Raw genomic sequence first — 14,950 nt, 5'->3', positions numbered from 1 at the left:
CTCGATATTAGGATTTTCCGTTATGTCAGAGAACGTTAGCACTACTCACCCAACACCACTTTTACAAGATACCTTTACTGTTGGTAGCCGCACCTTTTCTTCGCGTCTGTTAGTCGGTACCGGTAAATATAAAGACATGACAGAGACTGGAGAAGCCATTGCCGCTTCAGCAGCCGAAATCGTGACCGTCGCCATTCGTCGTGTCAATATTGGACAAAATAGTGATGAGCCTAACTTATTAGATGTGATTTCACCTGATAAATATACGATATTACCGAATACTGCTGGCTGCTTTGACGCCGAAACAGCCATTCGCACTTGTAAGCTTGCTCGCGAGTTATTGGGTGGGCATAATTTGGTTAAGCTTGAGGTATTGGGTGATGAAAAAACCTTGTATCCAAACGTTATGGAAACTTTAAAAGCTGCCAAAGTACTGATCGATGATGGCTTTGAAGTGATGGTTTATACGTCAGATGACCCTATCGTTGCACAAGAATTAGAAAGCATGGGCTGTGTCGCTATTATGCCGCTTGGCAGCTTGATTGGTTCAGGACTTGGTCTACTCAATCGTCATACGCTTAGCTTAATAATCGAAAATGCTAAAGTACCCGTATTGGTTGATGCTGGTGTCGGTACTGCGTCTGATGCTGCACTTGCGATGGAGCTTGGCTGTGATGGTGTACTGATGAACTCAGCCATTGCCAATGCACAAAACCCGGTAATGATGGCACACGCAATGAAACATGCTATGTGGGCAGGTCGCGCTGCGTTTTTGGCAGGTCGTATGCCAATGCGTAAGATGGCTACTGCCAGCTCACCACAGACTGGGTATTTTTTTCAATAAATTGAAGTATAGATGACATGTCATAATAGAGCCTGTTGAGTATTTACGTATAGTGCTGTCAGTGCTATGGTTGATGGCTTAACACGCTCTATAAAATAATAAAAAATGTTATTTGATTGAATATCTACTCATTATAATTTTCACATAACACTTATCGTCATAAAAGGATTTATTATGCGACTTCTCACAGCAGTCGACCAGTTGTTTCTACTTCTTGAGTCGCGTAAACAGCCCATGCACGTTGGTGGGCTGTTTGTATTTGAATTACCAGACAATGCGGATAGCGATTTTGTCTATCAATTGGTAAAACAAATGCAAGAGTCTGATGTGCCGCCCAGCTTTCCTTTTAATCAGGTACTTGAACATTTAGCCTTTTGGAAAAAAGATAAAGACTTTGATGTCGAGCATCATTTGCATCATGTCGCGCTACCCAGTCCTGGACGCGTACGTGAATTATTAATGTACGTTTCAAGAGAACATGGGCGTTTATTAGATCGCGCAATGCCTTTGTGGGAATGTCATGTTATCGAAGGTATACAGCCAGAAGTCGAAGGTGGACCTGAACGTTTTGCATGGTATTTTAAGATTCATCACTCTTTGGTTGATGGTATCGCGGCGATGCGTTTGGTTCAAAAGTCCTTATCACAATCGCCAACCGAGCCAGTTACTCTCCCTGTCTGGTCGTTGATGGCGCGCCATCGTAACCAAGTAAACGCTATATTACCTGCCGAACGATCTATCAGAGGCATCATAAAAGAGCAGATATCTACCATCAAACCTGTATTTACAGAACTGCTAGATAATGTAAAAAACTATGGTGATGAAGGGTACGTCGGTACTTTTGACGCCCCAATGAGTATCTTGAATAAACGTATATCAGCCTCACGGCGTATAGCCGCACAATCTTATGATATAAAACGTTTTAACGATATTGCTGAAAGGCTCAAAATTAGTAGAAACGATGTGGTACTGGCGGTCTGTGCAGGTGCTATTCGCCGTTATCTAATCTCAATGGATGCGCTACCGAGCAAACCATTGATTGCTTTTGTACCGATGTCACTGCGTACAGATAATAGTATCTCGGGCAACCAGCTGTCATTTGTACTGGCGAACTTGGGTACGCATTTGGACAATCCACTGCGCAGGATAGAGCTTATCCATCGTAGTATGAATAACGGCAAACGTCGCTTTCGCCGCATGAACCAAGCGCAGGTCATTAACTACAGTATCGTCTCATACGCGTGGCAAGGCATTAATTTGGCGACAGGACTGTTTCCTAGAAAGCAGGCATTTAACCTGATTATCTCTAACGTACCTGGCTCTGAAAAACCGCTGTACTGGAATGGTGCACGTCTGCAATCACTGTACCCTGCTTCTATCGTCTTTAATGGTCAAGCGATGAATATCACCTTAGCCAGTTACCTGGATAAGATTGAGTTTGGTATTACCGCTTGTAGCAAGGCGTTACCTCGCGTACAAGATATGCTGATGCTCATAGAAGAAGAGTTGCAGCTGCTAGAAACTACCAGTAAAGAGCTAGCATTCAAAGGTATTACTGTCGAAGATAAAGCAGGCAATAAGGGTAATGATAAAACAAAAAAGCTGGCTCCATAATGGAACCAGCTTTTTTCATTCATGCTCAATCTAGATATTAACTATATCTAGGCGCTAAACGTTAATACCAATGAGGTTAACGTTTAGATTGCGTCACCCCAGATTGGTACAACTGTCTGCATCAATGGCTTGAGCAATTTCACATTACAAGCGAAGATAGAGCCTGATGTCATAGAGTTGTGCGCGCCAGTATGATCAACCACCACACCGCGTGCTTCAGTTACGATAAGCTCGCCCGCAGCGATGTCCCAAGGCTTGATAGACATCTCAAAATAACCGTCAAAACGACCAGCAGCAACATAGCACAAATCAAGCGCAGCTGAACCCATACGACGTACCTGACCACCTGCCTCAGATATCTTCTGTAAGCTCTCAAAGTGCTGTTTGGCATAAGAGATAACTTCGCCATTGCGCTTACGCTCAAGCGGATGACCGGTCGTAAAGAAACCGCCATCAATGGCTTTGCGTTCACTCACTTGCATGCGGCGATTGTTCAAACGCGCGCCTTTACCGCGGCTCGCTGAGAACATCTCATCACGTACTGGATCATAGACCACACCGTGCTGGGTGACGCCTTTATGCTGTACAGCGATAGATACGCAGAACTGCGGTACACCGTGGACAAAGTTCTTAGTGCCGTCTAGTGGATCGATAATCCAGCACCAGTCAGCATCTTCGCCGCGGCCTTCTTGCATACCGAACTCTTCACCCAAAAATGAATGATTAGGATAGCTGGCTTTGAGCGTCTCAATCGTGAGCTCTTCGCTAAAGCGATCAATGCGGGTAACCAAACCATCAAGTCCTTTAGACTCAATATCTAACTCGATTTTGTGGCGGTTTTGATGCGCATATAAAATCTCTTTACCAACTTTTTCAGCAGTACGCGCTGCGATGACGACCATGGGTTCCATAAATAACCTATTTGCTTGATGAATGAATATAAAAAAATAAGACTAGCTTTGTGCCCACAACATGCCAAACAGCCGCCGCATCACACCACATCTATGCGATTAAAAACGTGTCTCTTATAAACGAAAACTTATAAAAGACACCCGCATTATACTAAAATTGTTCAATAAAAACGAAAAAACCGTCACGCTGACCAAGCCAGTACTTTGGCGATTATCTAAACTGCGCAAGTTGTAAAAAAGTTAGCACCTGCGGCTAGCAGGCGTTTGCTCTGTTTAAAGAGCTTATGTTAGTTTTAAGTAACACATTTTTAACGTATTAATTTTTTAAAATAATATTGTAACGCTAGGAACATTGCTTATGATAAGAGCGTTTTAAGCTGTTTAATTACGCCTTCGACATCTAAACCACAGTCAGCCAATTGTTCTGCTTGGGAGCCATGAGCGATAAAACGATCAGGAATACCGATATTAGCAATAGCTGGACGACTTTGCTTAAAGGCAGCCGATTCATTGAGCAAATATTCATTCACTGCACTACCCGCGCCGCCCATAATCATATGCTCTTCTAGGGTGGCTATATGAGTGACCCCTTGCGCTAATAACGTCTCAAGCATGGCTGTATCTAACGGTTTTACCCAGCGCATATTAACCACCTGTATCTGGCAATCTAACGCTGCATCGTTATTTGTTAAGCTTTCTGCTGCTTGCTGAGCAGTTGCTACCATCGTACCAAAGGCCAGTACAGCTATCTTGTTAGGCGCATTAGCTTTACCTAATACTGACTCGACAACCGCTTCACCAACTTTATAAGTTTGAGCTGGCTGCTTAATATCAGCACCTGTGCCTGTACCACGTGGATAACGTACCGCCGTGCAGCCTGAATATTCATAGCAAGTATTGAGCAAATGGTAGCATTCGTTCTCATCTTTTGGCGCTGCAATCACCATATTAGGCACACAACGCAAGAATCCGAAATCAAACACGCCAGCATGCGTGGCACCGTCTTCACCAACTAGGCCCGCTCGATCGATGGCAAACATCACATCGAGATTCTGTAAGGCCACGTCATGAATCAGCTGATCATATCCACGCTGCAAGAACGTCGAGTAAATTGCAACAATAGGTTTGACACCCTGAGTTGCCATCCCAGCCGCTAGTGTGACAGCATGTTGCTCAGCAATGGCCACATCAAAGAAACGCTCTGGAAAGTGACGAGCAAAGTCCGTCATCCCTGAGCCTTCTTCCATGGCAGGGGTGACAGCTAGTAGCTTATCGTCCTCGGCCGCTTTATCACATAAGAACTGGCCAAACACTTGCGAATATTTTAACGCTGGCTTTGTGCTTCGTTGTTTCGTTGGCTGCTCTATGGAGTCAGCTTTAGACGCTTCATGCTCTTTATGATTTTCGACTGGCAATTTACTGATTGCATGATAGCCCACTGGATCTAATTCTGCTGGGGCAAAGCCTTTACCCTTAGTAGTATAGATATGTACCAATACTGGGCCTTTTACTTGCTTCGCCAGTGACAATACGCGCAGTAGCTCAGGAATATTATGCCCATCAAATGGACCAAAATAGGTAAAACCAATCGCTTTGAATAAGTTATCTTCTAGCTGCGGAACATCACGCATCTCTTTATGACGCTTGCGGCGATCGAACGCCTGCATATCAGGACGGTGACAGAGTACTGGCTCACCTGACTCAGAGATATCTACTTGATAACCTGACTCCCAAAGCATCGCTAAATGTCGTGAAAATCCACCAATAGAACAAGATATCGACATATCATTATCGTTTAGGATAACCAGCAAATCAGCATCTTGCTGTACTGCGTCATTCATGGCTTCAAATGCCATGCCGCCTGTCATTGCACCATCGCCGATGATGCAAGCAACCGTTTGCTCGCGGCCTTGATAACGCAGTGCGAGGCTCATGCCCAGACCAGCTGAGATAGAGGTCGATGAATGCCCAACGCCAAATGTATCGTAGACAGATTCTGCGCGCTCAGGGAACGCCGTCAGACCGTCTTTAGATCTGATAGTACCTAGCTGCTCACGGCGACCGGTCAGTACTTTATGAGCATAGGCTTGATGACCCACGTCCCAGACGATTTGGTCTTGCGGCGTCTCTAACAAATAATGCAATACTATGGTCAGCTCAACCACACCTAAATTGGCACCAAAATGCCCACCGCTTTGACCAGCTGAATACAATAGAAAAAGGCGCAATTCATCAGCCAGCGTAATAAGCTTGGCAGCCGAAAGCGTGCTGAGGTCAGTGGGTGTATCAATTGCATCAAGCAATGGCGTATGAGGACGCACACGTGGAATCACAGTATAGGTCTGCTGTAAGCTCGATAGCTGAGCAGCAGAATCCAGCACTGATGTAGATAGGGACTGAGACTTTGGAGAATGAGGTGACTGCTGCATAAACCGTACGATACCTACCAATCTGCTGACAAGACGTGTCTTTAAAATATAGCGGTGACTATAATCAAAAGACGTCAATAATACCTACATCATTATTGATGTAATCGACCATATAATTATTCATGCAACTTTTGTATTTGTATAGCTGCGCTACTTACGACAATAGACACGCTAGCACAATAGACTGCGCGTCAATACCAACGTTTTGATATCAAAATATTGATGCTTTTACACTATTGACTACTGAGGGGTGACATTATGCCCTATTATTTTGCATCAATAGCGGATGTTAGTGACGACATAGTAATGTAAGGGTAAAGACTTGTCACTGTATCCGTCAAAATAGTATGGCATAATAGCATTTTTTTTTAATTGTCGCTTTAATCATCGTGCGTCGTCTGTGAACTTTGTGTGTTTTTATAAAAAATACAATGAGCACGCTGTCTTTATGAACAGGTTATACTGGTATCATCTTAATCTTAGCAGTAAAGTTTAGATGACATGCTCATCTCAACTAATAGTTATTTCGAAAACCATAGTTATCTCGAACAGTAACCGTCTCAAACAGCGCTCGTTTCAAACAGCAATAACATACTTTTCACCGCCACGACTTTAGGCTTATGTAGGACAGCAATGTCATATCAATTTATCACTAGTGCCAAATTACCCACTCGTCACGGCGAGTTTGATATTCATATCTTTGAAAATAGCGAAGGTCAAGAGCATGTCATGCTGACCGTTGGTCTAACTGTGGTCGATCAAAAGACAGACGATATCGCTAACCAACCCTTAGACGACATGGTATTGAACCAAAAAGATGAATCTATAGCGAAGCAAGTGCCGCTCATTCGCATTCATTCTGAATGTCTAACAGGCGACGCATTTAGCTCATTGAAATGTGACTGCGGTCCGCAGCTCAATACTGCCATGCAAGCCATCCAAGAGTCAGGTTGCGGTGCGATTTTGTATTTGCGTCAAGAAGGCCGCGGTATTGGTTTGACCAATAAGATTCGTGCGTATGCCCTCCAAGATCAGGGCCATGATACATTGGATGCTAATCTCATGTTAGGCTTGCCTGCTGATGCGCGTATCTATGATATGTGTGGTCCGATGCTTGCCCATGTCGGGGTCGACGCTGTCAGGCTCATTACCAACAATCCAAACAAAGTCGCCTATCTAACTGAGCATGGTATTGATGTTGTCGAACGGGTGCCATTGTTGGTCGGTGTCAATGATATGAATGCTGAATATCTAGCAACCAAACGTGATCGCATGGGCCACTTGTTTGATAAAAATATCAATCTTGATATAGATGCTTCTCTCGATACAGACCTTAATACCGCCATACACCTGAATAAATAGATATCTTATGAGTATTACAAATACAAATAACGAAACAGACTTATCAACGGTGGCGTCTGTGACGACGCCAACCAATAACGACATCATGCGAGTGCGCGAATTTTTGGTTGATTTACAGGCACGTATCTGTGAATCGCTAGAAGCACAAGAGCGTGACGGCAGCACTAATGAAAATGAGCTTGCGACCTTTGTACCTGATGACTGGGAACGTCCTGAAGGCGGTGGCGGACGGTCGTGCGTATTGGCAGATGGCGAGGTCATCGAAAAAGCAGGCGTCATGTTTAGCCATATTCATGTACATAACCTACCCGCCTCGGCGACCGCGCGTCACCCCAATATCGCTGGACGTAAAGCTCAAGCAATGGGCGTGTCACTGGTTGTCCATCCCAAAAATCCAAACGTGCCTACGAGCCATGCTAATGTGCGTTTATTCGTAGCGGAAGCGGAAGGTGAAGCTCCTATTTGGTGGTTTGGCGGTGGCTTTGACTTAACGCCATTCTATCCAGTACTCGCTGATTGTGTACACTGGCATCAAGTTTGTCATGACTTGTGTGCGCCTTTTGGGGACAATATCTACGCTGATTTCAAACAGTGGTGTGATGAGTATTTCCATCTACGCCATCGTGATGAGCAGCGCGGCATTGGCGGCTTGTTTTATGATGACGTCAGTACTGAAAGTCGTGGCTGGGACTTCGAGACTTGCTTTAACTTTATGAAAGCCGTGGGCAACGGTTATCTTGACGGTATCATGCCGATTTTTGAACAACGTAAAAATACGCCTTATACTGAAGCGCAGCGCGAGTTTCAGCTCTATCGCCGTGGTCGCTATGTTGAATACAATCTGGTCTACGATCGCGGAACGCTATTTGGGCTACAGAGCAACGGACGTATCGAGTCAATTCTAGTCAGTATGCCGCCACTTGCCAGCTGGCATTATCGTTTTGAGCCTGCTGAAGGAACGCCTGAATTTGAGTTGACCGATTATTATCTAAAACCGCGTGATTGGTTAGCACTGTAGTTTTCGTAAATATTAAAAAGGTCAGCTACTATTCGCTGGCCTTTTTTATTGTCAGTACCATCCAAACTAGCCATTCTCACGTTGTTATCGTAAAGAATACGTTGTGTAGCTACCATAAAATCACTGCAACCAACTATAAGCAGTAACAACCAAGTTAAGTTATGCTTATTTAAAATATTACGAGGATATAACAACTATATAATTCCCATCGCGCAGATAACCGTTACAATAGAAGACGTTCTTTATTAGCAACTGTGCTCAAAAGAATTTTAGGCAGTATTTTGTATAACTATATTTTAAGTCAAAGCGAGCGTTTGTAATCGCGCTTACTATTAGCCAAGTTTAAAGGAGTAAGTCATATGGCACAGGTTCATACCAACAAATCTTTCAAATCTCTGTTTAGCATTACTTTGATGGCGGCTGCACTGGGTTTAACGGCCTGTAGTACCTCAACAGGGTCTAACCCTGACGTGCAAGCGCGTCAAGACACCATGAAAAACTGGGGCGATGCAATGGGCGTCATGGGTGATATGGCAAAAGCACCTGACACATTTGATGCCGATGTATTTAAAGAGCAAGCGGCGTTCTTGGCAGAAGATGCCGCCAAGCCTTGGAGTCATTTTGAAGACCCAGAAGCGGTAGGCAATGCTACCGAAGCGGTTTGGTCTAATGCTGATGGCTTCAGTGCTGAAGCGGAAAACTTTCAAAAAGTTACTGCTGAGCTAAACGCCGCCGCCCAAAATGCCACTAGTATGGACGATGTTAAACCTGCCTTTGGACAAGTTGGTGCAAGCTGTAAATCATGCCATACCGACTTTAGAGCAAAAGACGAATAAATCTTTGTATTTATAGCAAGTAGACACGTATAAAAAAACCGCCATATCAGTTGATGTGGCGGTTTTTTTAGTTTTCTAAATGTTGTGGAAATCAAAGTTTCGAAACTAATTAAATATTTCACCGAGCGCACTACTCTGCCACTGTTTTATTCACATCCACAATGTCTTGCTGCTCGTTCATCTTATTAACGATTGCACTTACTGAAGGATCACTCAAATCGATCGTACGTATTGGGAATGGAATGTTTACGCCCGCTGCATCCAACGAGTTTTTGATACCTACAATTACTTGATGAATCGAGGCAACCTTATTGGCTTGCGTACCATCTTCGATGAACCAGCGTACCATGAGATCAATGGACGAACCGCCGAAACCAGTGGCAATTACGCTTGGTGTTGCTTTCTTCGAAACGCTCTCTATCTTATCTAGTGCTTTTATAATCTCAGCTTTGGCCGCTTCAATATCATCTTCATAGCCGATACCAACTGCGACTTGTAGACGGCGCTGCTTGTAAGCAGTATTAACGGTCAACGCCGAAGTATAAAGATCTGAATTTGGAATCACTACTTGTCTGCCATCATAAGTCCTGATGGTAGTTGCACGGATTTTGATATCTTCGACTGTTCCTTCATAGTCGCCTGAAACAATCTGATCACCGATACGAAACGGCTCTGAAATCAGCAGCAAAATACCAGAGAGCAAGTTTTGAAAGATATCTTTAAAAGCAAAACCGATAGCAACGGAACCAATACCGAGCGCGCCAATCAACTTAGCAGGAGTGAACCCCGGCACCGCAATAACCATCGCTATCATAAAACCGATAAAGAAAATAAGCGCCCCGCCTACCCGCTGAAACACTTTGACCAAGTTCTGATGCCGACTACGACTGCCTAATAATTTGTGAACGATTTTTTTAAAGACAATCGATAAAAACCAAAAAATCAGGATAACGATAATTGATGCGACAAAATATGGAATGCGCTCAACAAAGCCAACCCATATCTCATTTGCCGAACCAAGGATGCTTTGATAGGTTAATCCATCCGTTGTCGTAGACTGCGCAGCTGTCTCAGCACTCAGTGTCGTGTCTGCCTCAGAGGTAGGCATCTGGGTGATACTCCTTTATTCTATTTATTTCTATTAACGCACTTATCTTAATAGGTGCTGTCATTCTGACAACTAGCCCATCAAATCGGCCTGTACGATTTCGATCCAGTAGCCGTCCACATCTTTGATAAAGGCAATGTTTTTCATACTGCCATCTTCTGGACGTTTTTTAAATTCGACGTTGTTTTTATCAAACCAAGCAACCGCTTCATCCAAGCTTGGAACGCTAAAACAAATATGACCAAAACCTTGTGGATCTTGATTGCCATCATGATAGCTAAAGTCAGCTTTTGTCTCGGTGCCGTAGTTATGCGTCAACTCTAAAATACCACGCTGACGGAAAGCAAAAATTTCTAGATCATCGCCAGTTGGCAAGTTTTCGCGCTCGCTTTCGGTCAATTTAGCCAAAAAGTATAAGTCAAACCCCATGTCAGGGAACTTCTTAACGGCAAGCAAGGTCATGCCCAAGACACCAGTGTAAAACTCTAGCGATTTAACAGGATCTTTGACACGCAGCATGGTGTGGTTAAAAGTAAAACCGGTCGTCTGTGATGAGATTGGCTGAACACCATCAGTATTAACGCTGCTAGCAGGTTGGTCTAGTGCGTCGTTATTGTTGTTAGATGAAGTAGACATAATTATCCTAATATAATTCAAAAAATAAAGGCAAAAACACGCAAATCACGATTTTCGTAATTTGCGTCGTTCTCTTATCATAATAAAAAATGGCGAAATAACTGATAGGGTTTTGTAAGAATATGAACAAGGTGTGTTCGTCTGTATGCCCTAACTAGCTAGTTATCTAAGACTGACTAGCTATCTAAAAAACGCACTTTTCCTGTCTCAAGATCATACTCAGCACCGACTACCAGCAGCTGACCACTATTAGTTAAGTCCTCTAATGCACGTGAGCCATGCTTTAGCTGACTGACTGACATACGTACGTTCGCGCGGATAGAGCGATCGACCAGCTCGTCTGCATCGACGTCTTGACCATTGGCAGTTGCCAGTTCGTGCAAGTTATAAACGCTTGGGCGAATACGATCAACGATAGATTGCAAGTTAGGTGAATAATTCTGCTCAGGGTTAATCAATGTCTCAACACAAGCCGTGACAGCACCACATTTTGAGTGTCCAAGTACCACTACCAATTGCGTGCCAAAGGCTTCGGCTGCAAACTCGATTGAACCAATCTGTGATGGTGCAACCACATTACCCGCGACTCGTATAACAAACAAATCTCCCAAACCTTGATCAAAAACAATCTCAACTGGTACTCGTGCATCGGAGCAACCCAAAATAATGGCCAACGGATTTTGATCCTTGACCAACTCTGGACGGCGCTGCATATACTCATCGGTACTGGTGAGGCTATCAACATAGCGTGCATTACCTGCTTTTAAAAGCTCAAGTGCTTCTTGACCTGTGGTTGGACGTATATCGGTAGGCATGAGAGATCCTTTATCATCAATAATATTAGAGTTATAAGCTGTTTTGCATACATGTATTCAAACACAGATTGACTAATTATCGTCAAACTATGAGGCTAATCATGTTTGTCAGCCATAACGTGATTGTATAGCAATAAAAACCAAAAAACGGTAAAAAAATTTGTCTAAATATCGTTAGGTGAATGTAGTCACATGTAAAAATACAGCTGTATATATCGCTGCTACGACAGTATGACTCGCGTAACTTATAACGAACTTGCACTGACTTATATTAATGGTTTGTTATAATACGCAGCACTCAGGCAGCATTTAGACAGTAATCAAATCGTGCTTACGCTCATGCCAATCCCTATAATGACAGGCAGCTGCATATAGCTATTGGACGCTCAGGAACAGATATTATGACCGATTTATCTCAAAATACGCATAACACCTCTGCGTTACCTCATGATGATCAGGTGCTGCTGCAACTGACTGGTCTAAAAAAAACCTATGATCAAACCGAAGTCCTAAAAGACATCAACCTTGATATCAAGCATGGTGAGTTTTTGACGCTGCTTGGCCCATCAGGCTGTGGTAAGACGACATTACTACGCTTAATTGCAGGCTTTGAGCAGCCGAACGCTGGAGCGATATATTTGGATGGCGTACAGATGGCGGGATTGTCCGCTGATAAACGTCCGGTCAATACCGTATTTCAGCAGTATGCGTTGTTTCCTCATATGAGCGTTGCCCAGAACGTGGCTTATGGCCTAAAGCTAAAGAAAGTCCCAAAAGATGAAATCCAAAGACGTGTTAGCGAGATGCTAGCGATGGTACAGCTAGAGCATTTGGCCAACCGCAAGCCGCAAGATTTATCTGGTGGTCAGCAGCAGCGAGTTGCGATTGCTCGTGCGGTGATTAACCGTCCTAAACTACTATTGCTTGATGAACCGTTATCCGCACTCGATCATAAACTGCGCCTGCAAATGCAATCTGAGCTAAAGCGTTTGCAACGTGAGCTTGGCATTACCTTTGTTTTCGTGACTCATGACCAAGAAGAAGCGCTGTCGATGTCAGACCGTATTGCCGTAATGAAAGACGGCACGTTCCAGCAAATCGGTACGCCTATCGAGATTTATGAAACCCCTGCCAATTTATTTACTGCAAAATTTATCGGCGAGACCAATTTATTTAGAGCCGAGGTCAAAGGGGTTTATCCAGACCAGCCAGATCGCGATGGTAAAGTGACCAACGGACGTATCGAGGTCGAAGTCTGTGAAGCACAGGCGCAAGAAGGGCCGACCACCTTACGCAACTTACGTCGTCCCAATTTTTCCAATGACGTGCAAGTGGGAGATATCGTCAACTTACTACTTCGCCCCGAAGATTTACGAATATATGATCCAAAAGATAACGAGCATAGCGGACTGTTAGGCCGTGTCATCGAAAGTAACTATAAAGGCAGCACCTTAGATTCGATTATCGAACTGGCAAATGGTCATATCATTAAGGCTTCTGAATTTTTTGATGAAGATGACCCGAGCTTTGATTACAAACTAAACGAGGGCGTTAAAGTCTCATGGGTAGATGGCTGGGAATGGGTATTGCCAGAAGACTCTGAAGCTGTGCCAGACACAACTGCACAAAAGGATGGTAGCTGATGGCTCGCAACCACTTAGGCAGTAAAAGTCCATTTCGTACTGCCACGCTTTGGCTAATCTGGGGTTGGCTACTGATATTTGCACTATTACCGAATATCTTAGTCATCGCTGTCAGTTTTTTAACTCGTGATAGCAGTGCGTTTATTAGCTTGCCTGTCAGTATCGACAGCTATGTGCGGATGATTGACCCATTGTATTTTGAGGTATTTGTCCACTCATTATGGATGGCAGGTATCACAACGGTTATCTGTCTATTGCTTGGCTACCCTTTTGCATGGTTAGTTTCTAAGGCGAAAGTGCGTTGGCAACCGCTGCTAATGATGTTACTGATACTGCCATTTTGGACCAACTCTTTGGTACGGACTTATGCGCTCAAATTACTATTTGCTAATAACGGTTTGATTAACAAATTGCTATTGGCAATTGACGTAATCGACACCCCTATCGATATTTTATATACCCAAGGCGCAGTGATCGCAGGACTAACTTACTTGTTATTCCCATTTATGGTACTGCCGCTATACGCAGTATTTACTGACTTGCGTAATGACATGCTACTGGCTTCTCAGGATTTGGGTGCAACTAAAACACAGACCTTTTGGCATGTAGTACTGCCATTAACGACACCTGGGATTATCTCTGGTGTGCTACTCGTGCTATTGCCTGCAATGGGCATGTTTTATGTGGCGGATATCTTAGGTGGCTCTCGTAACTTATTGGTCGGTAATATCATCAAAAACCAATTTTTGGATGCGCGTGACTGGCCCTTTGGTGCTGCGGCCAGCGTTTTATTGACACTAGCGATGGCGGTATTATTACTTGCCTACCGTGCCAGTAGCCGCCGCATTGGCAAGACTGACTTTAACGAGGTGGCCTAATGTCTTATAGCTCACCGAACAACAAAACTCGTCCGCTCAAGATTGGTAATATCGCCGCCAAAAGCTATCTCGGACTGATTTATGCCTTGTTGTACCTGCCCATCATTGTCTTGGTGGTAATGTCCTTTAATAAGTCAAAAATCGGTTATAACTGGGGCGGCTTTAGCTTAAAGTGGTACGAGTCACTGTTTAACAACCAAGCGATGCTCGATGCATTTTGGCACTCCATTGTCTTAGGACTGGTGGCGGCCACTGTCTCGACTTTGATAGGCACGCTTACAGCGCTGGCGTTACACCGTTATAATTTTCGTGGTAAAGGCTTACTAAATGGGCTGCTGTTTGTCCTGATGATGTCGCCTGAGATTGTACTCGCTATCTCATTACTAGCATTGTTCTTACTGATTGGTTTGCAATTGGGCTTTGTCTCACTGCTATTGGCGCACATTACTTTTTGCCTACCTTTTGTTGTGATTACCGTCTTTGCACGATTGAGTAGCTTGGATGAGCGCTTGATGGAAGCGGCACGCGACTTGGGTGCTAACGAATCAACCATGGTGCGCACCGTATTGATCCCAGTTATCTTGCCAGCAGTCATGGCGGGTTGGTTACTGGCCTTTACCTTGTCGCTAGATGATGTAGTGGTGTCGACCTTTGTCACAGGGCCTAGCTATGAGATTTTACCGCTACGCATTTATTCTATGGTGCGCGTAGGACTCAAGCCAGAAGTCAACGCCATTGGTACTTTATTACTGGTTGCTTCACTAGTATTGGTCGTTATCTCACAGTTGTTGTTACGCAAGCGCTAGATGTTAATTGCTGACTAATTGCTTATTAACTGAGCATTAATACCGGACTA

At 44.0% G+C, this 14,950-nt stretch carries 13 protein-coding genes; 8 read left to right on the top strand and 5 right to left on the bottom strand.

The features are described from left to right. The first annotated feature begins 22 nt into the window (after window positions 1-22). Complete coding sequence (locus SJY28_RS04900) at window positions 23-844, top strand: thiazole synthase (RefSeq protein WP_101205496.1); 822 nt, start codon at window positions 23-25, stop codon at window positions 842-844. 174 nt (window positions 845-1,018) lie between these two features. After that, entirely contained in the window at window positions 1,019-2,458 is a 1,440-nt protein-coding gene (locus SJY28_RS04895) for a wax ester/triacylglycerol synthase family O-acyltransferase (RefSeq protein ID WP_201568312.1), read from the top strand. A gap of 83 nt (window positions 2,459-2,541) precedes the next feature. Here SJY28_RS04895 and SJY28_RS04890 read toward each other — a convergent pair whose 3' ends face one another. Together SJY28_RS04890 and dxs are read right to left on the bottom strand one after the other, a co-directional pair. After that, window positions 2,542-3,369, bottom strand: a complete 828-nt coding sequence (locus tag SJY28_RS04890; protein ID WP_114701277.1) for an inositol monophosphatase family protein — start codon at window positions 3,367-3,369, stop codon at window positions 2,542-2,544. Between the two features lie 356 nt (window positions 3,370-3,725). Beyond that, entirely contained in the window at window positions 3,726-5,798 is a 2,073-nt protein-coding gene (gene dxs / locus SJY28_RS04885; RefSeq protein WP_379543653.1) for a 1-deoxy-D-xylulose-5-phosphate synthase, read from the bottom strand. Between the two features lie 633 nt (window positions 5,799-6,431). On the opposite strand from dxs, the gene ribA reads away from it, so the two are divergent. From ribA to SJY28_RS04870, 3 genes are all read left to right on the top strand, one after another. Further along, the gene (gene ribA / locus SJY28_RS04880; protein ID WP_379543652.1) at window positions 6,432-7,160 is read left to right on the top strand and encodes a GTP cyclohydrolase II; all 729 of its coding nucleotides are present in this window, start codon (window positions 6,432-6,434) and stop codon (window positions 7,158-7,160) included. Between the two features lie 7 nt (window positions 7,161-7,167). After that, complete coding sequence (hemF, locus tag SJY28_RS04875) at window positions 7,168-8,178, top strand: oxygen-dependent coproporphyrinogen oxidase (protein WP_379543651.1); 1,011 nt, start codon at window positions 7,168-7,170, stop codon at window positions 8,176-8,178. 359 nt (window positions 8,179-8,537) lie between these two features. Further along, complete coding sequence (locus SJY28_RS04870) at window positions 8,538-9,014, top strand: cytochrome c (protein ID WP_134292367.1); 477 nt, start codon at window positions 8,538-8,540, stop codon at window positions 9,012-9,014. A 130-nt stretch (window positions 9,015-9,144) separates the two neighbouring features. On the opposite strand, the gene SJY28_RS04865 is transcribed toward SJY28_RS04870, so the two are convergent. The 3 genes from SJY28_RS04865 to SJY28_RS04855 form a co-directional block, all read right to left on the bottom strand. Next, complete coding sequence (locus SJY28_RS04865) at window positions 9,145-10,122, bottom strand: mechanosensitive ion channel family protein (protein ID WP_379543650.1); 978 nt, start codon at window positions 10,120-10,122, stop codon at window positions 9,145-9,147. Between the two features lie 72 nt (window positions 10,123-10,194). Continuing rightward, window positions 10,195-10,758: a lactoylglutathione lyase gene (gene gloA, locus SJY28_RS04860; protein ID WP_379543649.1), complete on the bottom strand. Its 564-nt coding sequence runs from the start codon at window positions 10,756-10,758 to the stop codon at window positions 10,195-10,197. 176 nt (window positions 10,759-10,934) lie between these two features. Further along, complete coding sequence (locus tag SJY28_RS04855; RefSeq protein WP_057758161.1) at window positions 10,935-11,573, bottom strand: carbonic anhydrase; 639 nt, start codon at window positions 11,571-11,573, stop codon at window positions 10,935-10,937. A 401-nt stretch (window positions 11,574-11,974) separates the two neighbouring features. On the opposite strand from SJY28_RS04855, the gene potA reads away from it, so the two are divergent. From potA to potC, 3 genes are read left to right on the top strand one after another with little or no spacing between them, the layout of a single operon-like run. Then, window positions 11,975-13,216 carry a spermidine/putrescine ABC transporter ATP-binding protein PotA gene (gene potA, locus SJY28_RS04850; RefSeq protein ID WP_379543648.1) on the top strand — a complete coding sequence of 414 codons (1,242 nt, stop codon included), beginning with the start codon at window positions 11,975-11,977 and terminating at the stop codon, window positions 13,214-13,216. Then, window positions 13,216-14,094: a spermidine/putrescine ABC transporter permease PotB gene (potB, locus tag SJY28_RS04845; RefSeq protein ID WP_379543647.1), complete on the top strand. Its 879-nt coding sequence runs from the start codon at window positions 13,216-13,218 to the stop codon at window positions 14,092-14,094. Before potA ends, potB begins: the two co-directional genes overlap by 1 nt. Next, the gene (potC, locus tag SJY28_RS04840) at window positions 14,094-14,900 is read left to right on the top strand and encodes a spermidine/putrescine ABC transporter permease PotC (protein WP_379543646.1); all 807 of its coding nucleotides are present in this window, start codon (window positions 14,094-14,096) and stop codon (window positions 14,898-14,900) included. Before potB ends, potC begins: the two co-directional genes overlap by 1 nt. The last annotated feature ends 50 nt before the right edge of the window (window positions 14,901-14,950 follow it).

The organism is Psychrobacter sp. R86515 (assembly GCF_042466315.1).
Classification (GTDB): Bacteria; Pseudomonadota; Gammaproteobacteria; order Pseudomonadales; family Moraxellaceae; genus Psychrobacter.
Note: the sequence above shows the minus strand (reverse complement) of the source record. Positions and strands in the feature narration are given on the sequence as shown.